This is a genomic window from Gordonia sp. NPDC003429, from assembly GCF_053588575.1.
This window is the reverse complement of sequence record NZ_JBSFQF010000017.1, coordinates 16,038-39,285: the sequence shown is the minus strand read 5'-3', so window position 1 is coordinate 39,285 and position 23,248 is coordinate 16,038. Positions and strand designations below refer to the sequence as shown.

Genomic DNA, 23,248 nt, shown 5'->3' with positions numbered 1-23,248 from the left:
CATTGCGCCCCGATCGGCGACACCGCACCGCGACAGGTCAGCACGCATTTCGGTGCGGTAATGTGCGAGCGCGGGTCACACGGCCCGAACGGGGCGGTAGCTCAGTCGGTTAGAGCCGCGGACTCATAATCCGTAGGTCGCGGGTTCGAGCCCCGCCCGCCCCACCAGGTCAGGGCCGGTTTCCGGTTGTGAGGTACCTCAGAACCTCACAGGTCGGTCGGAACCGACTGGCCGGTCATCGCGTAACCGGCCGCCCGGAGCGCGTCGGGCTGCGCGTGCGCGTAGGTGGCCATCGTGAAGCTGACGCTGGCGTGCCCTCGTACTCGACGGGCGGGACGTGCCCGATCTCTCCGTGCGACCGCCAGTGGTTGCACATTCAATGCACTCGGCGACGTCTTCACTTTCGATAACCCGGTGTGGCGTGATCGGCCAGACAGTACGTGTCGGCAAATGCTGAAATGTGCGGTAGTAAACTTTGGTTAAGAACTAAACACAACTACTGAGCGGGAGGTGGGGTCGATGACGACCACACACGGCACACGCATTCTCACTGGTACCGGAGTCGCGGCCGCGGCTGCGGCCATGGTCGGGATCGGGGCGGTGGTGCTGCCCGCCGCGTTGGGTGGGCTCCCCGCGATCAACGCCTCCCGCAGTAGTCAGGCCATCCTGTCCGGACCGGCCACCCTGGTACGGCTGGCACGCACCACCCAGCCGGAGGGCCTGCCCACACAAACCAGCACCGGACAGGTCGCGGTGGTCAGCTCCCGGGCATTCATCAGTCAACTGGTCTCCGACGCCGCCGAGCCCGGCGCCGATCCGGCGCTGGGTGCCCTGGTGGAGCAACTGAGCGCAACGGTGTACCAGGTGACCGGACGCAGCCTGTCCGAGGCGATGCCCCCGGCCACCACGCACTCCACCGACCCGGCGAGTGCCACGGCCGACCCGGCGACCTACACCATCACCACCCTCGACGCCGACGACACCACCGGCAGCAACGCCAGCAAGGTGTCACTGTCCACCACCGCGACCCCGGTGGCGCTGCTGAGCACCACGTCCAGCGACGGCACCACCATGAACTTCCTGCCGACCATCACCACCGACCCCAAAACGGGACTGGCGGTGATCGGACCCGACGGCGTGTTGTGGATCGGCACCGGCGCCGACGGCACCGCCGATCATCCCGACGGCGGTAACGGTGGCCGGCTCATCGGTGACGGCGGCAACGGCTACACCACCACCGTCGCCGGACAGAACGGCGGCAACGGCGGCAACGGCGGCTGGCTGATCGGTGACGGCGGCAACGGCGGCAACGGCGCCAACGGCTCGGCCACCACCAGCGCCGACGGCACCATCATCACCATCGAGGCCGGCAACGGCGGCAACGGCGGCAACGCCGGCGGGTTCGGCAACGGCGGCGGCGGCGGCACCGGCGGCACCGGATACAACGGCGCCACCGTACTCGCCGTCATCCCCAACCCCAGCAACAACGGCACCACCGGCACCAAGGGCGATGACAGCAACCCCGACAACAACTGGAACAACCAGAAGGGCCCGACCAACGGCGGTCCCGGCGGAGACGGTGGCTACGGAGGCAACGGCGGTACCGGCGGCGTCGGCGGCAGCGATGCCTGGGACAATGCGATCGCTGGCACCGGCGGGGCCGGCGGGGCCGGCGGGATCGGCGGCATCGGCGGCGTCGGCGGTGCGGGCGGTATTAGCTGGGCGACCACGGGTTCACCCAGCGATCCGAACACCCCGGAGTGGCGCGGCAGTAGCGGCACCGGCGGGGCCGGCGGGATCGGGGGGGCCGGGGTCAACGGCAACAACGGCGGAAACGGCGGAAACGGCGGCGCCGGCGGCAGCGGGGGCGTGCTGATCGGCGTCGGCGGAACCGGCGGAACCGCAGGTGCCGGTGGAAACGGCAGCACCGGCGGCAGCGGCGCGGCCGGCGGTGCCGGCGGTGCCGGCGGCGCCTCGGACGATGCCGCGTGGATCGGCGGTGGTGGCGCCGGTGGCACCGGTGGCCAGGGCGGAACCGGTGGTGACGGCGGCACTGCCGGCACACCCGGCAGCGGCGGAAGCGCCGGACTCATCGGAGCCGCCGGCTCCACCGGCCAGTCAGCCGGCGATGGTGCCGGCGGTGCCGGCGGCCAGGGCGGCACCGGTGGCCAGGGCGGCACCAGTGGCACGAAGGGCAGCGCCGGCGGTGTCGCCGGCGGTGCGGGTGCGGCCGGGAATGACGGTGCACCCGCCACCGGCAGCACCGGAGGCGAAGGCGGGAGTGGCGGCGCCGGAGGAGCCGGAGGACCAGCCAGCAACAACTACTGAGAGCAGAATCGGGCAACCCACCATCGGCGGCGGAACCCCCTTCAGGGGTTCCGCCGCTCCGCGTGAGGACCTTGGTGCCTCACTGTTTCCGCGTCACAGGTCGTCGGACAGAAAGTGTCCCCGGCAGCGTCCCGGGCGCGGACCGCGAAACCAGCGTTCATCGCACCCGCCGGGGGCGTCAACCCCAGGTGATGCCACGCCGCAGCAGCCGGTTGGCGATGCGCGGGGTGCCCCGAGACCGGCGCGCGATCGCGGTGGCGGCCGGTCGCGCGCGGTCTCGGGTGGTCTCGGTTGTGTGTAATGCCTGGTCGGGCTGTCTGAGACTGTCGCGGTTGTATGTGGCCGGTGGTGCGGACTCATAATCCGTAGGTCGCGGGTTCGAGCCCCGCCCGCCCCACTCCCCGCGTTCGGCGATGCCGCTCGTGTTCTTCTGCGGAACGCATCTCGTGCATTGCGTTGCAGACTGCTACAGTTGATCGTGTAGCAGAATGTAACAGCTGATCAGGAGGCGATCATGTCGGAACCCGCCGCCGACAAGGTGACCCGTTTCTCCGCCGCACTCGTGGACGAGGCCGGCGCCGAGGGCGCGCGTGAGCACCGTTCCGCCCGTCAGCAACTCGAGCACTGGGCCCGGGTGGGTCGTGGTGTCTCCATCCGCACCAGCGCCGCGCGCCGCCGGGTGGAGGCCGCACTCGCCGGAAGTCTGCCGATCGGCGACCTCACAGCCGAGGAGAGCGTGGTCTTCGACGCCGAGGTCGACGCACTCATCGAGTCCCGCCTCGACGGCACCGACCATGTGGATCGTCGTGCCGCACAGGGCTTTTCGTCGGTGGCCGTCGACGACGAAGGACGAGTGGTCGAGTACCGTCCGGACGGGACCAGCGTCGTCCTGACGTGAGCGCCCGCCTCGACCTGGTGGTCGGATGCAATGGCGCCGGCAAGACCACCCTCGTGGACACCACACTGAGTCCGCTCCTCGGCACGCCGTTCGTCAACGCCGACGAGATAGCCCGGCGGCGTTGGCCGCAGAACCCCGAGCATCATTCCTACGACGCCGCGCGGGTGGCGGCACGCACCCGCACCACCCTGCTCGGCTTGCAGCGATCGTTCATCGCCGAGACCGTGTTCTCCCACGAATCCAAACTCGACCTGATCGACGACGCCCACGACCACGGATTCCGCGTGATCCTGCACGTCGTGATGATCCCCGAAGAACTCGCCGTCGAACGGGTCCGGTTACGTGTGGACAGCGGCGGTCACGCGGTTCCGGTCGAGAAGATCCGGCAACGCTACGCCCGCCTCTGGCCGCTGGTGGCGCAGGCCGTCTCCCGCTGCGAGCAGGCGACCGTGTATGACAACAGCGGGCGACGAACCGCGATCGTGGCCCGCTTCGTCGATGGCCTATCGATCGCCGCACCGCTCTGGCCGGAATGGACCCCGCGCGCCCTGGCCGGCGCGTGGCCCGCCGTCGAGTGACTCATGACACAAGCCTCTGTCTGAGCGAAACGCGCGTCCCAACTAGCCGATCGGACAGGTATCCCCCCATACTTCTGTGCATACTCCGGCAGCTTCACCGACGCAGCGCGCCACCGGCCGATCGCGGGAATCGTTCTGACCACGGGGAGGCGTCAATGAGCAGCAGCGCGGGACATATCTGGGGTCGCCCCCAACCGACGCCCGATCGATGCGCCGGCCCGCACACCTACGCCGGCGGCTGTCGCTACAACGCCGACGACCCCCACCGTCCCCTCTTCCCGCCGGAACTGCGGCCCGGAAACAAGTACACCGCCGCCGCGTAGCCGGGTCGTACAGCCGGCCCGTCGGCCCCCTTGGCCACGTTGCGAGATCAGGTCCTCCAACCCTGGTGCACCGCCTGCCCCTCGGGTGCACGATAGAAGGGGGTCTCGACGAGGAGGCGTGTCATGACGACAACCGAGTCGGCGCGGAGTGGATCTGTGCCCGCCGCCGACGAACTCATCCGCGATTTCGAGCATCTCGGGCTGTCCGACGCCGACGACGCCGGCGGCAAGGGCGCCAACCTGGGCGAGATGGTGAGCGCCGGACTACCGGTGCCGCCCGGATTCGTGCTCCTTCGCGGCTGCTACCAGTTGTCGATGGAGGCGGGCGGTGTCGCCGATCGTCTGGCCGACGTCCACAGCACGGCACTGCGCGCCGAGGGCCATGAACTCACCGACCTGTGCCGCACCATGCAGGAGGAGGTGGCCCGCGCGGGAATCGATCCCGCCGTCCGCACCGGCCTGCTCGACGCATATCACCGTCTCGGTTCCGACGTTCCCGTTGCGGTGCGCTCGTCGGCGGCCGGCGAGGATGGTCGCGACGCCTCCTTCGCCGGAATGAACCGCACCCTCACCGACATCGTCGGCGACGACGCCCTCGTCGACGCGGTCATGCAGTGCTGGATGTCGTTGTTCGGGCCACGTGTGGTGGCCTACCGCGCGTCGCGCGGCTTCACCGACACCCCGGCCATGGCGGTCGTCGTGCAGCAGATGGTGCGATCCGAGCGAGCCGGCGTCGCGTTCACCGCCGACCCGAGCACTGGAGACCGTGATCGCATCGTCGTCGAAGGCGCGCTCGGGCTCGGTGAGGTGGTGGTCTCCGGCCTCGTCGAACCAGACACGTATGTGCTCGACAAGGCGACCCTCGAACCCCTCGAGGTTCGTATCGGCCACCAGGACTTCCGCATCGTGCGCGCCGCCGACGGCACCGATCGCCGCGAACAACTCTCCGACGACCGCGCCGACGTCCGGGTTCTCGACGACACCGAACTGCGGCGGGTGGCCGAACTCGCCGTGCAGGTCGAGGCCCACTACGGCATTCCGCAGGATCTGGAATGGGCGGTCGATCCCGCCGGTCGGGTGTGGCTGGTGCAGGCGCGACCGGTCACCACCCTCGGTGCCGCACCGGGATCCGAAGCACGTCCGGCCGGTGCGACGCTGCTGCGTGGGCTGTCGGCGGCGCCGGGAATGGCCAGCGGTGCGGTGCGCGTGCTGCACAGCCCCGACGAGGGCCGCCGGCTGATCGACGGCGAAGTACTCGTCGCCCCGATGACCAACCCCGACTGGCTCCCCACGCTGCGTCGCGCAGCGGCGATCGTCACCGAAGCGGGCGGCATGACCTGCCACGCCGCGATCGTGGCCCGCGAACTCGGGGTTCCCTGCATCGTCGGCGCCCACCACGCCACCACCGCGTTGGTCGACGGCACCACCGTCACCGTCGACGGCACGCACGGTCAGGTGCTGGCCGGTGCGACGGCTCCGTCCCCGGTAACGACGCGGGAGCCGGAGGGACCCGCGCCCGTCGCCGCGGAGGTCACCGCCACCCGCATCTACGTCAACCTCGCAATGCCCGACAGCGCCGAGGCGGTGGCGGCGCGCGATGTGGACGGCGTCGGATTGCTGCGCGCCGAATTCATCCTGACCGAGGCACTCGGTGGCCGGCACCCGCACGACCTCATCGCCCGCGGCGAGAGCGACCAACTCGTCGATTCGCTGGTGAACTCGGTGGGCCGCATCGCAGCCGCCTTCGACCCGCGCCCGGTGATCTACCGCGCCACCGACTTCCGCAGCAACGAGTTCCGTACCCTGCGCGGCGGCGAGTCCTACGAACCCACCGAACACAATCCGATGATCGGCTATCGCGGGTGCTTCCGGTACATCAAGGAGCCCGAGCTGTTCCGGCTGGAGTTGCAGGCGCTGGCCCGAATCCGCGAGGCGCATCCCAATCTCGGTCTGATGATCCCGTTTGTCCGGACGAAATGGGAACTGGAGGAATGCCTTTCCCTGGTGGACGCGAGTCCACTGGGACGGCAGCGCGGTCTGCACCGGTGGGTGATGGCCGAGGTGCCGTCGGTGGTGCACTGGTTGCCCGAGTATGTCGGGCTGGGTATCGACGGGGTCTCCATCGGCAGCAACGACCTCACCCAGCTGATGCTGGGAGTGGACCGCGATTCCGACATCTGCGCGGAGTTGTTCGACGAATCGGATCCGGCGGTGCTGGATGCGATCTCGCAGATCATCACCACCGGGCGGCGACTGGGAATCACCACCTCGCTGTGCGGTCAGGCACCGTCGACGCGGCCGGCGTTCGCCGAGCACCTCGTGGCGCTGGGCATCACATCGATCTCGGTCAATCCCGACGCCGCCGACGCTGCCCGTCGCGTGGTGGCACGCGCCGAGCGTCGCATCCTGCTCGACGCCGCGCGCGGATGACGGGTCAGCCGACGTCGACGCTCGGGTCGACGGCCTGCTCGAGGAGGCTGCGCCGATACGCTTCGAGCGCCACCAGATCGCCGAACACGGCGTTGTAGGCATCGGGATCGTCACCCGGCGCCATCCGGCGTAACCGCGACTTGATGTCGGCGATCTGCGCACCCACCCACACCTCCTGCAGACGCGCCTGCACACTGCCGATGTAGCGGGCGATGTTGTTCTCGCTCACCGGCATCGGTTCCACGGCCAGTTCGGTGACCAGGGGGCCCATCACCGGGTTGTCCACCTCGTGGTGCACCGCGTCGACCCACTGCGCGCCACCCATTCCCGACGACGTGCCACCCAGCGCCGACATCGCGTTTCGGACCGCGGCGTAGGCCGGGTCGGTGAAGCACTCCTCGGGCAGTGAGTCGAAGACGGTGCCCGCGATCGCCGGATACTGCAGCGCCGCCTTGAGCGCCTCGCGCTGCGGCCACAACCGCGGGTCGTCGGGCTGTGGTCGGCCCGGGCCCGGCGCCTTCGCCGCTTCGGGTCGATCGCGGCGCATGGGCCGCCCACGCTGTGCGGAGGCCGGTGCAGTTCCGTTGATGCGGGCGACGCGCGCCCCCTCTTCGCGCACACGGGCCAAGACCTGACCCACTTCTTCCCAGCCCACCCAGCCGGCGAGTTGTCGTGCGTATTCGTCGCGCAGAGCCACATCCTTGATGCGCGCGACCACCGGAACCGCCTGTCGCAGTGCGTGTACTCGCCCCTCGGCGGTGTCGAGGTCGTAATCGGTGAGCAGCGCCTTGATCGCAAACTCGAACATCGGCACCCGCCGGGCGATGAGGTCACGGACCGCCGCGTCGCCGCGGTGCTGGCGGAGTTCGCACGGGTCCATGCCGTCGGGCGCGATGGCCACGAAGGTCTGGCCGGCGATCGACTGCTCGCCCTCGAATGCCTTGAGCGCGGCCGCCTTTCCCGCATCGTCGCCGTCGAAGGTGTAGATCACCTCGCCGCGGAAGTAGGCGTCGTCCATCATCAGGCGGCGAAGCAGCGCGAGGTGATCCTCACCGAAGGCGGTGCCGCACGAGGCCACCGCGGTGGTGACACCGGCCAGGTGCATCGCCATCACGTCGGTGTAGCCCTCCACCACCACCACCTGATGTCCCCTGGCGATGTTCTTCTTCGCGTGGTCGAGACCGAAAAGCACCTGAGACTTCTTGTACAGCATGGTTTCCGGCGTGTTCATGTACTTGCCGAGGTTGTCGTCATCGAAGAGTTTGCGCGCACCGAAACCGATGATGTCGCCGCCGAGGTTGCGGATCGGCCACAGCAACCGTCGATGAAAGCGGTCGATCGGCCCTTTGCGGCCTTGCTTGGACAATCCCGCCGCTTCGAGTTCGGCGAACTCGAAACCCTGTGCCAGCAGCGTCTTGGTCATCGTGTCCCAGCCGGCCGGTGCGTAACCGCAGCCGAAGGTCGCCGCGGCGGCCGCATCGAAGTCGCGTTCGGTCAGATAGTCGCGCGCCTTCTGCGCTTCGGGGGTCTGCAGTTGCGCCGCGTAGTACTTCTGTGCGGCCGCATTGGCCGCGACCAGCCGCGCCCTCGTCCCCCGGTCGCGATTGACCGCGGTGCCGCCACCCTCGTAGTGGATCTGATAACCGATCCGGTCGGCGAGTTGCTCGACGGCCTCGACAAAGCTGACATGTTCCTGCTTCTGCAGAAAGCTGTAGACGTCGCCGCCCTCGCCACACCCGAAACAGTGGAAATGGCCGTGATTGGGGCGGACGTGAAACGACGGGGTCTTCTCGTCGTGGAACGGACACAGACCCTTCAACCTGTCCGGGCCCGCCTGACGCAGCGCGACGTAGTCGCCGATGATCTCCTCGATCCGTGTCTGCTCACGGATCGCCGTGATGTCACGATCGGGAATTCGGCCTGCCACGCGACCAGTGTAGTGATCTGCTGGTCGCACACGGACCATCCATCCCCGTCGGCCCCTCCCGTCGACCCATCCTCGTCCAGGCGGAGCGCGGCACGGATAGGTTCGTGGTGTAGGTCCCACCGCCGGCACAGGGAGCACCGATGGACGTTGCAGCGCTGACCACCGCCGAACAAGCACGCCTGACCAGTGGCCGCGACTTCTGGACCACCAAACCCGAGGGTGGTCTGGCGTCGATCATGATGACCGATGGACCGCACGGGCTACGCAAACAGGAGGGCGCCGCCGATGCACTCGGCATCGGGGCCAGTGTGCCGGCCACCTGCTTCCCACCCGCCGTCGGCCTGGCACAGACGTGGGACCCCGACCTCGCCCGCCGCATCGGCGCCGCGATCGCAGCGGAGGCGATCGCCGCGGAGGTGTCGGTGGTCCTCGGCCCGGGGATCAATCTGAAACGCTCACCCCTCGGTGGCCGCAACTTCGAGTACTTCTCCGAGGACCCGATCCTCACCGCGCAGCTGGCCGCCGCATGGATCGACGGACTCCAGAAACTCGGCGTGGGTTCCTCGCTCAAGCACTTCGCCGCCAACAATCAGGAAACCGACCGGATGCGGGTGAGCGCCGACATCGACGAACGCACCCTGCACGAGCTCTACCTGCGAGCTTTCCGGCGCGTCGTCAAAGACAGTCAACCGTGGACGGTGATGTGCTCCTACAACCGCATCAACGGCGTACACACCTCCGAGGACCGGGAACTGCTCACCTCGATCCTGCGCGACGATTGGGGATTCGACGGCGTGGTGATCAGCGACTGGGGCGCGGTGGTGGATCGGACGCGGTCGGTGGCCGCGGGCCTCGACCTGATGATGCCGTTCGGCGGTGACGGCGTCGACGCCGCGGTGGCCGACGCCGTGGAATCCGGCGATCTCGACCCCGACGCCCTGCGCATCAGCGCCGAGCGCGTGGCACTGCTGGTGGCGCGGGCCACCGAGCCGGGACCGTCGCCCATCACCGTGGACGCGCAGGCCCATCACGACCTGGCCCGGGAGGCCGCGTCGGCGGCGATCGTGCTGCTACGCAACGACGCCGACCTGCTCCCGCTCGACACGACGAGTCGGCTCGCGGTCATCGGGCAACTCGCGGCCACACCGCGCTACCAGGGCGGCGGATCGTCCCACGTCAATGCCACCCGGGTGGACATCCCGCTCAACGAGATCAGCTCCCGCGCCGACTCGGTGACCTTCAGTGCCGGATACACGATTCCCGGATCCGACGCCGCGCCTGCCGGGGACCTGCACGCGCAGGCCGTGGCGGCTGCCGCCGACGCCGACACCGCGGTCCTGTTCCTGGGGCTGGCCGACGGGCAGGAGTCCGAGGGTTTCGATCGCGCCGACATGGAGCTTCCCGCCGACCAACTCGCACTCGCCGAGGCCGTGGTGGCGGCCAACCCGCGAACGGTGATCGTGCTGTCCCACGGCGGTGCGGTACGGGTGGCGCCGCTGACCGCACCCGCCCTGCTCGACGCGGCACTGCTCGGACAGGCCGGCGGATCGGCCCTGGCCGATGTCCTGTTCGGAGTGGTCAACCCGTCCGGCAGGCTCGCCGAGACGCTGCCACTACGAATCGAGGACACACCGGCGTACCTGTCGTTTCCCGGCGAGCAGCGGCACGTGCGCTACGGCGAGGGTCTGTTCATCGGCTACCGCTGGTTTGATGCCCGCGACATGGAGGTGTCCTACCCCTTCGGACATGGGCTCTCGTACACCACGTTCGACTACCGCGACTTGTCGGTGCGGGTGACCGACGAGGGACTCGCGGTGGAGGTGACCGTGGCCAATACCGGTGACCGCGACGGGCGCGAGGTGGTGCAGGTCTATGTGGGACACGACGATTCGTCGATGGTGCGCGTGCCGCGCGAACTCAAAGGGTTTTCCGCTGTGACGGTGGCCGCCGGCGCACAGCAGCGAGTGCGCATCGACATCCGCCGGGATGACCTGTGCTACTGGGATATTCGCGCGCATCGCTTCGTGGTGGAGGGCGGCTCCTACCTGATCGGGGTCGGCGCATCGAGCCGCGACATCCGTCTGACGGCGACCGTTGCGGTGCCCGGTGACGAGGTACGGGCGCCACTGACCCTGGAGTCGACGGTTGCCGAGGTGATGGCCGATCCCGCGGGTAGTGCGGCGTTGTCGTCGATCGTGGAGGGCATGTTCGGCGGCCCCGACAGCGGTGATGCGCTCGGCATGGACATGGCCAAGGTCGTCGGGTCGGTTCCGTTGAGCCGCATCGTGACCTTCTCCGGCGGGCAACTCACCGCCGACATGCTCAAAGCTGCTCTGGACAGCGCGAACTCGACGGAATGATCGCATCGGAAGCGCTCAACCCAGGTGCGCCTGGGCTCCCGAGTTCTGCTTGTCCATCCGTTCCAGCCGCCCCTCGGTCATCGACGCGATCTGGTCGACCACCACCCGCAACCGCGCGGCGTCGTCTTGCGCGGCAAGCCAACTCGGCACGAACACCGGGTCCAGACCGCCGGGGGCAGCCGCCATCAGCCAGTCCGCGACCCGTTGGATGCGTTCACGCTGCCGGGCCTGATGCGCCTTGTGCCGGGCATTGGAGAAGATGAATCTCAATGCCAGCGTCTTGAGGATCGCCACCTCGGCGGCGACCAGCGGCGACACCGTCAGGTCGGCGTCGTAGCGCGAGATGGATCGTCCGCCCACCACCTCGCGGGTGCCCGTGATCGCCGCCGACGCGAAGCGTCCGATGAGTTCGCTGGTGAGGCGTTTGAGTTTCACCGACGCGTCGAGGCTGCCGTCGAACACGCCGACGGCACGCACGATGTCCATCTGCGACAGTCGCTGGGCGGCGTCGATCAACGGTTCGGGTTCGAGTTCGGGGAATTCGGTCACCCCGATCTGCGCGAGCGTGCGCTGGTCGTCGGGGTCGGCGAGCGAGCGCAGATCGATGCGGTTGGCGATCACCCCGTCCTCGAGATCGTGCACGGAGTACGCGACGTCGTCGGACCAGTCCATCACCTGCGCCTCGATACACTGACGGTCGCCCGGCGCGTCACGCCGAACCCAGCGCAGCGCAGCGGCGTCGTCGTCGTAGGCGCCGAACTTCTTCGCCGGTGGCCGTGCCAGCCACGGATACTTCAGGGTCGCGTCCAGCGACGCCCTGGTCAGGTTCAATCCGGCCGACCGGCCCTGCTCGTCGAGGAGCTTGGGTTCCAGCCGGGTGAGGATGCGCAGGTTCTGCGCGTTGCCCTCGAAGCCGCCGATATCGGCGGCCACCTCGTCGAGGGCCCGTTCGCCGTTGTGTCCGTAGGGCGGATGGCCGATGTCATGGGCGAGGCCCGCGAGCTCCACCAGATCGGGTTCGCAGCCCAGACCGATGGCGATACCCCGCCCGATCTGACCCACTTCCAGCGAATGGGTGAGCCGGGTCCGTGGGGTGTCACCCTCACGCGGACCGACCACCTGGGTTTTGTCGGCGAGCCGACGCAACGCAGCCGAATGCAGCACGCGCGCACGGTCGCGGGCGTACTCGCTGCGGTGGTCGGTGCGGGTGCCGGGCAGGCTGGCGATCTTGGGGCCCTCGGCCACGATCCGCTCGACGGCCTCGGACCCGTAATCCGCGGTCGGCGGAATCCCGGAACGCCCAGTGAGCGGGGTACTAGTCAAGCACCCATCCCCGGGACACCGCGAGGTCGATGATGCGCTGCCGGATGGCGAGAATCTGCGCGGCGGTGAGATCGTCGGACGAGTCGAGGAGAAGTTCGGTGATCTCCTCGGCGAACGCCGACGATTCCTGCGATCCGCCATGCCCCCGCGACCGGCGACCACGGTCGGGGCTGTGCGAACGGCCGTGATGATCGTGGCTGTCGCGCCGATGCGGCCGCGCCGGCGCAGCCTCGTCGGCCGGGGCCTCCTCGGTGACCGCCACGTTGACCGCCTTGGCGCCGCGATCGGTCTCCTCGATGTCAAAGGACACCTTCGCGCCGGGCTTCAGCGACTGCTCGTCGATGTCGATGTCGTTGATGTGCAAGAAGACATCGGCACCCCCGGATTCGGGTGCCAGAAATCCGAATCCCCTATTCGCGTCGTAATGCACGACTTTCCCGCTGACAGCCACGACTCCAACTCGCTCTCCTCGCCGCGGACGCTGCAACCCCGTGTCACAAGCGCGCGGCAAACTCACCCAATTGTGACAGACCTTCGCAGGTCAGGCCCAATCGAGACGACGGGGCACCCGGCGTCAGGCACCGAGCAGCCGCGCTCCCAGATACTCGGCGACCTTGTCGAGCGCCACCCGCTCCTGACCCATCGTGTCGCGCTCACGCACGGTGACCGCCTGGTCGTCGAGGGTGTCGAAGTCGACGGTGACACAGAATGGCGTACCCACCTCGTCCTGGCGGCGATACCGCTTGCCGATTCCCTGCGCGTCGTCGAAATCGACGTTCCAGTACTTGCGCAACTCGGCGGCCAGATCCCGCGCCTTGGGCGAGAGCTTCTCGTTGCGTGACAGCGGCAACACCGCGACCTTCACCGGCGCCAGCCGGCGATCGAGACGGAGCACCGTACGAGTGTCGATGCCGCCCTTGGCGTTCGGTACCTCCTCGTCGGTGAGCGCGTCACATAGGAACGCCATCACCGACCGGGTGAGGCCTGCTGCGGGCTCGATCACGTACGGGGTGTACCGCTCGCCGGAGGCCTGGTCGAAGAACGACAGATCCTCACCGGAGGCCTTCGAATGCGTCGACAGGTCGAAGTCGGTGCGATTGGCCACGCCCTCGAGTTCACCCCACGGGTTGCCGGCGAAACCAAACTTGTACTCCACGTCGACGGTTCGCTTGGAGTAATGCGACAGCTTCTCTTTGGGATGCTCGTAGAGGCGCAGGTTCTCCGGGTCGATGCCGAGGTCGACATACCAGTTGAAGCGCTGATCGATCCAGTACTGATGCCACTGTTCGTCGTCGCCGGGCTTGACGAAGAACTCCATCTCCATCTGCTCGAACTCGCGGGTGCGGAAGATGAAGTTGCCCGGGGTGATCTCGTTGCGGAAGCTCTTACCGATCTGGGCGATGCCGAACGGCGGCTTCTTGCGTGACGTCGTCATCACGTTCTTGAAGTTCACGAAGATGCCCTGGGCGGTCTCCGGGCGCAGGTAGTGCATGCCCTCCTCGTCGTCGACCGGACCGAGGAAGGTCTTCATCAGACCGCTGAACGCCTTGGGTTCGGTCCATTTTCCGGGCTGACCGGTCTCGGGATCGTTGATGTCGGCCATCCCGTTCTCCGGTGGATGGCCGTGCTTGATCTCGTAGGCCTCGAGGAGGTGATCGGCCCGGTAGCGCTTGTGGGTGTAGAGCGATTCCACGAGCGGGTCGGTGAACACCTCCACGTGACCGGAGGCCTCCCAGACCTGGCGCGGCAGGATCACCGACGAGTCGAGACCCACCACGTCGTCGCGCGAGGTGACCATGGTCCGCCACCACTGGCGTTTGATGTTCTCCTTGAGTTCCACGCCCAGCGGACCGTAATCCCACGCCGAGCGCGTCCCGCCGTAGATCTCGCCACTGGGGTAGACCAGACCCCGCCGCTTGGCGAGGTTGACGACGGCTTCGACTTTGGACGGGGCGGCTGCCACGATGAATCGCTCTCCACAACGTTGGGACTTCGGTCAGGTACGTCGGCTGAGGTGCGAACCGACAACCCTTACAGGGTAGCCGCCGCGGCGGGAGCCCCCGCAGTCCACTCCAAATGACAACGAATTCCCATAAGATGGGTTCGTGGAACCCGACCGACCGTGCACCTACCAAGGCGGGCGCGACGACGCCGCGGCCCGTGCCGCAGCCGGTGATCTGCTGCGCGCGCTGGCCTCCCCCACCCGCATCGCCATCGTGCTGCACCTACAGGACGGCGCGAAGTGCGTGCATGAGCTCGTCGGCCTGCTTGAGCTCAGCCAACCGCTGGTCAGCCAGCACCTGCGGGTCCTCAAGGACGCCGGCGTGGTTCGTGGTCACCGCAGCGGACGCGAGATCGTGTACGAACTCGCAGACGATCACCTCGCACACATCGTGACCGACGCACTCACGCACGCCACGGAAGCTCACACCGAGACGCGGGCTCCTGCGGACACGGGGGCCGACTCGAGGACGGCGAGACACGCATGAAAACCGGGACCGGCCCAACGGCCACCGGCGAGCGGGCCGGGCCGACGACAGGGGTGCGCTCCACCCGCCAGCGCGCCGCCATCGCCGACGCGCTCGCCGCCAGCGACGATTTCCTGTCGGCGCAGGAACTCCACGACCGGCTCAAGGCGCGCGGCGAGTCGATCGGGCTGACCACCGTCTACCGGAATCTGCAGGCGCTGAGCCGGTCCGGGCAGATCGACGTGCTCTGGGACGGCTCCGGGGAGATGCGCTACCGAAACTGTTCGTCGGGACACCATCACCATCTGGTGTGCCGGGTGTGCGGCACCACCGTCGAGGTGCAGGCCCAACCGGTGGAGCGCTGGGCGGCGCGGATTGCCGCCGACCACGGATTCACCGAGATCAACCACACCGTCGAGGTCTTCGGCGTCTGTGCCGACTGCCGAACGGCTGCCGGCGACTGATCGGCGCTCGCCGTTCAGCGCCCCACCAATCGGTGGGCGATGTCGGCCCCGGCCATCAGCACGATGTGCAGCACCGTGAGCAGCGCAACATCGTCGAGGACGCCGAGCGGAAACGTGTAGTACTGCAGCACATCGGTGGTCACACCCACCGGGTCGGACCGGCGCAGGCTGCCGAAACTCAACCCGGCGTCGAGTTGCTCGACATCGTCGCGCAGTGCGTCGGTGTTCGGCAGGTCGAGTGCGACGAGCTGGGTGACCGACACGACGACGAGCCCCTCACCGAGCTCGACGAGCCGCACCGATGCCCGGGTGGCATCGACCTGGACCACCACCGAGTCCGTATCGGGTTCGGACACCTCGCCGACCTCGGTGAGCAAGGACGCCACCCGACGCAGATCGTCCTGCGCCCCATCCGAATTCGTCCCTGGAATCATCGGCACGTCACTTCGGGTCGATGACGCCGCCGAAACGTCGGTCGCGGGAAGCGTATTCGACGCACGCGTCCCACAGGTCGCGGCGGTCGAAATCGGGAAAGAGTTTCGACTGATACACCATCTCGGCGTAGGCCGATTGCCACAGCAGAAAATTCGAGATCCGCTGCTCACCCGAGGGACGCAGGAACAGATCGACGTCGGGCATGTCGGGTTCGTCGAGGTACCTGGCGAAGGTGGATTCGGTAACCCGCTCGGGGTCGATCTCCCCGGCCGCGGCGCGACGCGCGATCTCTCGTGCGGCGTCGGCGATTTCGGCGCGGCCACCGTAGTTCACGCACATGGTGAGCGTCATCACCGTGTTGTCCTTGGTCATCTCCTCGGCGATCTCGAGTTCCTTGATGACGCTGCGCCACAGTCGGGGCCTGCGCCCCGCCCAGCGCACCCGAACGCCCATCTCGTTCATCTCGTCGCGGCGGCGCCGGATGACGTCCCTGTTGAATCCCATCAGGAAGCGGACCTCGTCGGGGCTTCGCGACCAGTTCTCGGTGGAGAACGCATACGCCGACAACCAGCCCACGCCGAGTTCGATGCAGCCGCACACGGTGTCCATGAGCACCGCCTCGCCGCGCTTGTGTCCCTCCGTGCGCGGAAGTCCACGGTCGGTGGCCCATCGACCGTTGCCGTCCATCACCAGGGCGACGTGCCGGGGAACGAGTTCGGGCGGCAACTGCGGCGGGGTTGCTCCGCTGGGATGCGGATCGGGTGACCGAACCGCGCGGGGACGTCCCTGCTGTGCGGCATCCGCGCCTCGGGCGCCCCGTGCCGCGGCACGCGACCGTAGCGCCATCACCGCACTCCTCTCACGCCGTCTCGACCAGCCTATGGGGGCTGGTGCGTTCGATGAGCGGCAGGGTCCGTAACTGTCGTTCGAGATGCCACTGCAGGTGGGCGGCGACGAGTCCGGTGGCCTGACGACGCTGCGACTGCGTCGAGGCCGCCGTGTGATCCCACTGACCGCGGAACAGCGCGTCCATCAGATCGAGCACGCCCGGCGAGGGGGTGGCCGCTCCCGGCGGGCGGCAGTGCAGGCACACCGCTCCACCTGCGGCGACGTGGAAGGCGCGGTGCGGACCCGGCTGAGCACACCGGGCGCATTCCTCCAGTGCAGGCATCCAGCCCGCACAGTGCATCGCCCGCAGCAGGAACGCGTCGAGGATCAGTTCACCGGGCCGTCGGTCGTCGGCCAGTGCCTCCAGCGCCCCCACGGTGAGGCGGTGCAATTGCCGTGCGGGTGCGCGTTCTTCACCGGCGAGACGTTCGGCCGTCTCCAGCACCGCGCATGCGGTGGTGTAACGGCCGTAGTCGGCGACGATGGCGTCGGCGAAGGCGTGCAAGGTGTGCACCTGGGTGACCACGTCGAGATTGCGCCCCGGATAGAGGTGCACGTCGATGTGGGCAAACGGCTCAAGCCGCGCACCGAACTTCGACCTGGTGCGGCGCACCCCTTTGGCGACCGCACGCACCAACCCGTGATCGGCGGTGAGCAGCGTGATGATGCGGTCGGCCTCACCCAGCTTGTGCTGCCGCAGCACCACCGCCTCGTCCCGGTAAAACCTCACCGCAACATTCTTCCACCGCACCCCGACAGCACCCGGCTACGACATGCGTCCCCGTCGGGCATGCGGTCTACTCGGGCCGGTCCGCGAAGCGATCGGCGCGTGCGGCCTCGACCCCTGCCACATGCTCGGGCGCCGGAGTGGTGATCGTCGGCAGCGAGCCCTCCCCGCCCTCGACGAGTTTCGACAGCCGGGGTGGCAGCGTCATACCGCCGGGAAAACGATGCCATCCCTTGTGGTCGTAGATCTTGGTGCCACCCCAACCGAGCAGGAGGCCCACCACCAGCCCGATGACGGTCTGGATCACCGACTGCCCCAGCCCCGAATACCAGTCGGCATCGAAGTACAGGATGGCCCGAGACCCCAGATAGACGAGGTGCATCGGTTCGAAGGCGGCGATCCACGCGAACAGGCGCGGGCTGGCCTCCAACGGGACGGTGCCGCCCGAGGACGGCAGTCCGAGGATCACGAAGAACACCAGATTCAGGATCAGGCCCGGGTGCCGAACACCGCCATCATCGACGCCGCCGACACACCGACCGCGAAGATGACCAGCGTCGAGAACATCCACAGCGTGAATGCGTTGGGCAACGATGTGCCCACGGCCGTGCACACCGCGATGTAAAGCGCCGACTGCACGAACGCGACCAGCGCCATGATCACCCACTTCGCGGCCAGGGTGCCCCACCGTGAGATGGCCAACCGCATCCGCAACTGGTAGAACGGGCCGAACTCGATGGGGGTCTGCCCGAGCGCGGCGTCGACCACGATGCTCACCATCATGGCTCCGGTGAAGCCGGCCAGCACCAACAGCAGCGTGTAGTAGAACGCCGACAACCCGTTGGCCGACCCCTTCGGCAGCGGGGTGGGTTCGATGGTCCGCACACTGACCGGCTCCGACAACGCCAGTTGCGCGGCCCCGGAGAACGGGACGTTCGCGGCAGCCAACTGGTCTCGTACCGAGTCGGTGAGCTGCTTGCCGACCTGCTCGTTGACCTGCGTGGTCACTTCACTGGCGAAGGTGGTGGTGACCGCGGACGCGAAGGTGCCCGAGCCGCGGTTGATGTAGACATCGATGGGCATGCGACCGGGTTTTGCCTGCAAGACCGTCGACTTGCCCAGGGCGATGGCACGATTGGTGAAGCTCGGGTCGATGAGCACCACTCCGTAGACCTTGCCCGAGTTGAGGTCGTCCAAGGCGGTGGTGCGGTCGGTGGGCCGGACCGAGATACCACTCTTGGCGGCGGTGGCCACGATGCCGTCGGCCACCTGCTGTCCGTAGTTCTGCTTGGTGGTGGTGCCGTCTGCGTTGGGCACCTCACCGCCGACGTCCTGATTGACGATGGCGACGGGAAAGTCGTGCAGATTTCCCTCCGGATCGGCGATCGCCCCCATGTACAGCGCCGCCATGAACGACATGATGGCGGTGACGAGAAGCAGCGGCAGCAACCAGAACTTCGGTGTGCCGAGCACCTCGGAGATCGTCGCGACCGCCTGTTGTTCTGGTTCGTCCCGCTCCGTTTCGGCCGACGGTGCGACGTCGGGGACGGGCGCGCCGCTCTCGTGTTTTCCCACCCGATTCGATCCTCTCGTCAGAATCCCATGCGGCCCAACTGTTTCGGATCACGCTGCCAGTCTTTGGCCACCTTCACGTGCAGATCCAGGTAGACCTTGACCCCCAGCAGCCGTTCGATCTGGGCGCGTGCGACGGTGCCCACCTCTTTGAGGCGGGCACCCTTGTGCCCGATGATGATGCCCTTCTGGCTGTCGCGCTCGACGTAGAGGATCGCGTGCACGTCGACCATCGGTGGCGCGTCGGGGGGACGGTCCTCGCGGGGGATCACCTCCTCGATCACCACGGCCAGTGAGTGCGGCAGTTCGTCGTGCACTCCCTCGAGAGCGGCCTCGCGGATGTATTCGGCCATGAGGACCTGTTCGGGTTCGTCGGTGAGTTCCCCGTCGGGATAGAACGCGGGGCCCGGTTCCATCAGCGACACCAGCACGTCGGTGAGCACGTCGAGTTGTTTGCCGGACTTCGCCGACACGGGTACCACCTCACACCCGTCGCCGAGCAGCGCGCTCAGCGCCAGCAGCTGTGCGGCCACCCGATCGGGGGTCACCCGGTCGATCTTGGTGACCACTCCGAGAACCGTTGTGCGCGGGGCCATCTCCTTGACCTGGGAAACGATCCAGCGGTCACCGGGGCCGATGGTCTCGTCGGCGGGCACGCAGATCCCCACCACGTCCACCTCGGAGTACGTGTCCCGCACCAGGTCGTTGAGGCGCTGCCCCAGCAGGGTGCGCGGCCGGTGCAGGCCGGGAGTGTCGACGATCACCAACTGCGCGTCGGGACGATTGACGATGCCGCGGATCGTGTGCCGGGTGGTCTGCGGCCGATTCGACGTGATCGCGATCTTCTCGCCTACCAGCGCGTTGGTCAGCGTCGACTTGCCGGTGTTGGGGCGCCCGACGAAACAGACGAATCCCGAACGGAACTCCGCCGTCATCACGAGCTCACACGGTTCACGACGGCGCCTGCCACATCGGTGATCACCAGGTAGGCATCCGAGCTGATCTCGGTGAGCGTGGCCACACCGGGATCGGTGGCGTCGCCGCCGACGATCACCGCGGCCTCGAAGCCCGACGCCCCGCTCGAGAGCGCAGCGGCCACCGCGACCTGCAGCGCCGAGAGCACCAGGGTTGCCGTGTCCACGTCGGCGCCGGCGTAGGTGCGGCCGTCCGAGTCGCGCACCGCCGCGCCCGAACGTGATTCGGCGCGCGCCCGCGCACCCTTGGCGAGGACGACCAGCTTGCGATCCTCGTCGTCGAGCGTCTGTGTCATCCCTGTTTCCTGGTCATCCCTGTTTCCTGGTCATCCCTGATTCGCGACCGTCATCGCCGATCCTTGCCACCGCTGCGGGCCGGGACCGACCTGTGGTGTCCCGAACCATCAGGCCCCGAGTATTCCGCATCCGAGTCGCGATCCGCGCCCGCCCCTCGCTCGCGGCGGGTCGGCCGGTCGTCGTCATCGTGCGAATCGTCGGAGTCGAGCCTGCTGACCAGCACCGTGCTGATCCGCTGGCGGCCCTGCCGGTTCGGTCCGCCCTCGGCGATCAGTTGCAGACCGTGCGAGGTGACCGACGCGCCGGGCAACGGCACACGGCCCAGTTCCAGGCCCACGAGTCCGCCGACGGTCTCCACTTCGTCGTCGTCGATGTCGATGTCGAAGAGTTCACCGAGATCCTCCACCGGCAGCCGCGCCGACACCCGATAGCGGCCGTCGCCGAGTTCCTCGACCGGCGCCACCTCGTCGGTGTCGTATTCGTCGGTGATCTCGCCGACGATCTCCTCCAGCACATCCTCGATGGTGACCAGACCGGCGATACCGCCGTATTCGTCGACGAGCAGCGCCATGTGGTTGCGGGTGCGCTGCATGTCCGCGAGTACGCGGTCGAGGGGTTTGGAGTCCGGGATGAACTCGGCGGGACGAATCAGCTCACTCAGCCGGATCGAGGCGAGACCGTCGGCCGTGGCCGCCCGTTCCGCGAGATCCTTCAGATAGACCACGCCCAAGATGTCGTCGGGGTTCTCCCCGATCACCGGGATACGTGAATGCCCGGACCGCAATGCCAGATTCATCGCCTGCGAGGCGTTCTTGTCCGATTCGATCCACACCATCTCGGTGCGCGGCACCATCACCTCCCGCGCGTTGGTGTCGCCGAGATCGAAGACCGACTGGATCATTCGGCGTTCGTCGGCGGCGACCACACCGCTGGCCTCGGCCAGGTCGACCACCTCGCGTAGCTCGACCTCCGTGGCGAAGGGCCCGTTGCGATACCCCTTGCCCGGGGTGAGCGCGTTACCGATGAGGATCAGCAGGCGCGTGACCGGTGTGAGCAACACACCCACCGCCTGAAGTACCGCCGCCGCGGCGAGCGCGATGCTGTAGGCGTGCTGGCGGCCGAGGGTGCGTGGCCCGACGCCCGCAGCAACATAGGAGAGCCCGGTCATCCCGAGGATGGCGGCAGCCAGCCCCCAGCCGACTCCCCACTCGTCGACGGCGACGACCGACACCAACGCAACCGCCGCGGTCTCACAACCGACACGCAGGAACACTGCGAGACCCACATAGGTGGCCCGGGAGTCGAGAACCGACATCAGGCGCCGGGCCCCGGCACGCTGTTCCTTCGCCATCTCCTCGACCCTGGCGATCGATACCGTCGACACGGCGGTGTCGACGGCGGCGAACACGCCTGCGGCGGCGAGCAGCAGTGCGGCCAGGATGAGGAACCACACGTCGGTGGGCACGGTCAGGTGCCTCCGGAGGTGCCGGGGTCCCCGCCACCGGGCGGGGTGTTCAACTCGGTGAATCCGATGTTGCTCAGCAGGCGCGAGTCACGCTGGGACTGTCGACGATCCTGCGCATCGCGATGACGTTGCGCGTAGAAATCCTCCAGGATGCGATTCTGCAGGCCGAACATCTCCTTCTCCTCGTCGGGTTCGGCGTGGTCGTAACCGAGCAGATGCAGCACCCCGTGGATGGTGAGCATCGCGAGTTCGTGGTCGAAGGACCGCCGCGCGTCCTTCGCCTGGCGGGCCGCGAACTCCGGGCACAGCACGATGTCGCCGAGAATGGCCGGACCGGGATCGGCGGCGTCGGGACGGCCCCCGGGCACCAGTTCGTCCATCGGGAAGCTCATCACGTCGGTGGGGCCGGGCAGATCCATCCACTGCATGTGCATGTCGGCCATGGTCTGTTCGTCGACGAGTAGCAACGACAGTTCGGCGGCCGGGTTGACGTCCATGGCGATCACCGCGAACCGCGCCGCGTCGATGATCAGCTCCGCAGGTGCGTCGACGCCGGATTCATTGGCCAGTTCGATGCTCATGAGCGCCTGGCCTGAGTCGCGGCGCGGCGTGCCGCGCGATTCCCCGAGATCTGGTCGGCGTCACGCAACCGGCCCGGCCCGCGATTGGCCTCCTCGGCGCGGCCGTAGGCGTCGACGATGTCGGCGACCAGCCGGTGCCGTACCACGTCGGCGCTGGTGAGATGGGCGAAGTGGATGTCGTCGACACCCTCGAGAATCTTTGTGGCCGAACGCAAACCACTCTGCGCACCGCCGGGCAGATCCACCTGGGTGACGTCGCCGGTGACCACGATCTGCGAGCCGAAACCCAGGCGCGTGAGGAACATCTTCATCTGCTCACCCGTCGTGTTCTGGGCTTCGTCGAGGATGATGAAAGCGTCATTCAACGTACGTCCGCGCATGTATGCCAGCGGTGCCACCTCGATGACGCCCGCGGCCATCAGCTTGGGGATCGACTCCGGATCGATCATGTCGTGCAGCGCGTCGTACAGCGGCCGCAGGTAGGGGTCGATCTTCTCGCTCAGCGTGCCGGGCAGGAATCCGAGCCGCTCGCCCGCCTCCACCGCCGGGCGGGTCAGGATGATGCGGTTGACCGCTTTGGCCTGCAACGCCTGCACGGCCTTGGCCATCGCCAGGTAGGTCTTTCCGGTGCCGGCCGGACCGAGCCCGAACACGATGGTGTGGTTGTCGATCGCCTCGACGTATCGTTTCTGGTTCAGCGTTTTGGGCCGGATGGTCTTGCCGCGTCGCGAGATGATGTCCAGCGACAACACCTCTGCCGGGGATTCGCCGGAATCCTGCGACAGCATCGACACGCTGTGGCGCACCAGGTCGGGGGTGAGCGGGGTGCCCCGTCCCACCAGGTCGACGAGCTCGGCGATCACCCGCTCCGAGGCCGCGACGTCGGCCGACGCGCCGGTGAGGGTGACCTGATTGCCGCGGACGTGAATCGACGCGGGCAGAAGCTGCTCGAGCGTGCGCAGGTTGACGTCGCTGGCGCCGAGCAGACCGAATACCACCTCGGGAGAGATTTCCACGTTGGCGGTGACCACAGGTCTGCCCCCGGAGGTTCCGCTGGTCTGCGCGTTCACGTCGGGGGTGGGATCACTCACGTATGCAATCACTCCTGCAGGTCTGGGGTCTCGGACGGTGCCCGCTGAAAACGGGTGCCCGCTGAAGACGAGTGTATCGCTCCCCAACGGCCGATCAGCAGGCAATATTCCGTCGCGAA

The 23,248-nt window shown here is 67.8% G+C and carries 20 protein-coding genes, 1 tRNA gene and 2 pseudogenes; 9 read left to right on the top strand and 14 right to left on the bottom strand.

What is annotated here, in order from left to right; all coding sequences use genetic code 11:
• Positions 1-90 precede the first annotated feature (90 nt).
• A tRNA-Ile gene (locus ACWDSI_RS17320) sits at positions 91-167 on the top strand.
• 352 nt (positions 168-519) lie between these two features.
• Positions 520-2,328: a PGRS repeat-containing protein gene (locus ACWDSI_RS17315; RefSeq protein WP_449757271.1), complete on the top strand. Its 1,809-nt coding sequence runs from the start codon at positions 520-522 to the stop codon at positions 2,326-2,328.
• 196 nt (positions 2,329-2,524) lie between these two features.
• Here the strand turns inward: ACWDSI_RS17315 and ACWDSI_RS17310 are convergent.
• Positions 2,525-2,590 (bottom strand): annotated as a pseudogene (locus tag ACWDSI_RS17310) (hypothetical protein); the annotation flags it as partial.
• 252 nt (positions 2,591-2,842) lie between these two features.
• Here ACWDSI_RS17310 and ACWDSI_RS17305 point away from each other — a divergent pair.
• From ACWDSI_RS17305 to ppsA, 4 genes are all read left to right on the top strand, one after another.
• Positions 2,843-3,226, top strand: a complete 384-nt coding sequence (locus ACWDSI_RS17305) for a TA system antitoxin ParD family protein (RefSeq protein ID WP_449745014.1) — start codon at positions 2,843-2,845, stop codon at positions 3,224-3,226.
• Positions 3,223-3,804 (top strand): zeta toxin family protein, encoded by a 582-nt coding sequence (locus tag ACWDSI_RS17300; protein WP_449745015.1) that lies wholly within the window; start codon positions 3,223-3,225, stop codon positions 3,802-3,804. Before ACWDSI_RS17305 ends, ACWDSI_RS17300 begins: the two co-directional genes overlap by 4 nt.
• Before the next feature lie 155 nt (positions 3,805-3,959).
• Positions 3,960-4,127 carry a hypothetical protein gene (locus ACWDSI_RS17295; protein WP_449745016.1) on the top strand — a complete coding sequence of 56 codons (168 nt, stop codon included), beginning with the start codon at positions 3,960-3,962 and terminating at the stop codon, positions 4,125-4,127.
• 123 nt (positions 4,128-4,250) lie between these two features.
• Entirely contained in the window at positions 4,251-6,557 is a 2,307-nt protein-coding gene (gene ppsA / locus ACWDSI_RS17290) for a phosphoenolpyruvate synthase (RefSeq protein ID WP_449745017.1), read from the top strand.
• A gap of 4 nt (positions 6,558-6,561) precedes the next feature.
• Here ppsA and dnaG read toward each other — a convergent pair whose 3' ends face one another.
• Entirely contained in the window at positions 6,562-8,484 is a 1,923-nt protein-coding gene (dnaG, locus tag ACWDSI_RS17285; RefSeq protein ID WP_449745018.1) for a DNA primase, read from the bottom strand.
• A 140-nt stretch (positions 8,485-8,624) separates the two neighbouring features.
• Between dnaG and ACWDSI_RS17280 the strand changes: the two genes are divergently transcribed.
• Positions 8,625-10,844 carry a glycoside hydrolase family 3 C-terminal domain-containing protein gene (locus ACWDSI_RS17280; protein ID WP_449745019.1) on the top strand — a complete coding sequence of 740 codons (2,220 nt, stop codon included), beginning with the start codon at positions 8,625-8,627 and terminating at the stop codon, positions 10,842-10,844.
• 15 nt (positions 10,845-10,859) lie between these two features.
• On the opposite strand, the gene ACWDSI_RS17275 is transcribed toward ACWDSI_RS17280, so the two are convergent.
• The 3 genes from ACWDSI_RS17275 to ACWDSI_RS17265 all read right to left on the bottom strand — a co-directional run bounded on the left by ACWDSI_RS17275 (position 10,860) and on the right by ACWDSI_RS17265 (position 14,130).
• Positions 10,860-12,167, bottom strand: a complete 1,308-nt coding sequence (locus ACWDSI_RS17275) for a deoxyguanosinetriphosphate triphosphohydrolase (protein WP_449745020.1) — start codon at positions 12,165-12,167, stop codon at positions 10,860-10,862.
• On the bottom strand, positions 12,160-12,618 hold the full coding sequence (locus tag ACWDSI_RS17270; protein WP_449745021.1) for a cold-shock protein: 459 nt from the start codon (positions 12,616-12,618) through the stop codon (positions 12,160-12,162). The genes ACWDSI_RS17275 and ACWDSI_RS17270 overlap by 8 nt, the downstream gene beginning before the upstream one ends.
• Before the next feature lie 123 nt (positions 12,619-12,741).
• Positions 12,742-14,130, bottom strand: a complete 1,389-nt coding sequence (locus ACWDSI_RS17265; protein ID WP_449745022.1) for a glycine--tRNA ligase — start codon at positions 14,128-14,130, stop codon at positions 12,742-12,744.
• A gap of 142 nt (positions 14,131-14,272) precedes the next feature.
• On the opposite strand from ACWDSI_RS17265, the gene ACWDSI_RS17260 reads away from it, so the two are divergent.
• Complete coding sequence (locus tag ACWDSI_RS17260; protein WP_449745023.1) at positions 14,273-14,656, top strand: ArsR/SmtB family transcription factor; 384 nt, start codon at positions 14,273-14,275, stop codon at positions 14,654-14,656.
• Positions 14,653-15,099, top strand: a complete 447-nt coding sequence (locus ACWDSI_RS17255; protein ID WP_449745024.1) for a Fur family transcriptional regulator — start codon at positions 14,653-14,655, stop codon at positions 15,097-15,099. Before ACWDSI_RS17260 ends, ACWDSI_RS17255 begins: the two co-directional genes overlap by 4 nt.
• 14 nt (positions 15,100-15,113) lie before the next feature.
• On the opposite strand, the gene ACWDSI_RS17250 is transcribed toward ACWDSI_RS17255, so the two are convergent.
• The 9 genes and pseudogenes from ACWDSI_RS17250 to ACWDSI_RS17210 all read right to left on the bottom strand — a co-directional run bounded on the left by ACWDSI_RS17250 (position 15,114) and on the right by ACWDSI_RS17210 (position 23,129).
• Positions 15,114-15,533, bottom strand: coding sequence for a hypothetical protein (locus ACWDSI_RS17250; RefSeq protein ID WP_449745025.1), 420 nt, complete (start codon positions 15,531-15,533; stop codon positions 15,114-15,116).
• Positions 15,534-15,540: 7 nt separating this feature from the next.
• Complete coding sequence (locus tag ACWDSI_RS17245) at positions 15,541-16,380, bottom strand: isoprenyl transferase (RefSeq protein ID WP_449745026.1); 840 nt, start codon at positions 16,378-16,380, stop codon at positions 15,541-15,543.
• Between the two features lie 13 nt (positions 16,381-16,393).
• Positions 16,394-17,152 carry a DNA repair protein RecO gene (gene recO / locus ACWDSI_RS17240; protein WP_449745027.1) on the bottom strand — a complete coding sequence of 253 codons (759 nt, stop codon included), beginning with the start codon at positions 17,150-17,152 and terminating at the stop codon, positions 16,394-16,396.
• 67 nt (positions 17,153-17,219) lie between these two features.
• Positions 17,220-18,724, bottom strand: a pseudogene (locus tag ACWDSI_RS17235) (YhgE/Pip domain-containing protein).
• Between the two features lie 17 nt (positions 18,725-18,741).
• Positions 18,742-19,656 (bottom strand): GTPase Era, encoded by a 915-nt coding sequence (gene era / locus ACWDSI_RS17230; RefSeq protein ID WP_449757270.1) that lies wholly within the window; start codon positions 19,654-19,656, stop codon positions 18,742-18,744.
• Positions 19,656-19,991: a cytidine deaminase gene (locus tag ACWDSI_RS17225; protein WP_449745030.1), complete on the bottom strand. Its 336-nt coding sequence runs from the start codon at positions 19,989-19,991 to the stop codon at positions 19,656-19,658. The genes era and ACWDSI_RS17225 overlap by 1 nt, the downstream gene beginning before the upstream one ends.
• A gap of 50 nt (positions 19,992-20,041) precedes the next feature.
• Positions 20,042-21,463: a hemolysin family protein gene (locus tag ACWDSI_RS17220; protein WP_449745461.1), complete on the bottom strand. Its 1,422-nt coding sequence runs from the start codon at positions 21,461-21,463 to the stop codon at positions 20,042-20,044.
• Positions 21,460-22,038: an rRNA maturation RNase YbeY gene (ybeY, locus tag ACWDSI_RS17215; protein ID WP_449745031.1), complete on the bottom strand. Its 579-nt coding sequence runs from the start codon at positions 22,036-22,038 to the stop codon at positions 21,460-21,462. Before ybeY ends, ACWDSI_RS17220 begins: the two co-directional genes overlap by 4 nt.
• Complete coding sequence (locus ACWDSI_RS17210) at positions 22,035-23,129, bottom strand: PhoH family protein (protein ID WP_449745032.1); 1,095 nt, start codon at positions 23,127-23,129, stop codon at positions 22,035-22,037. The genes ybeY and ACWDSI_RS17210 overlap by 4 nt, the downstream gene beginning before the upstream one ends.
• Between the last annotated feature and the right edge of the window lie 119 nt (positions 23,130-23,248).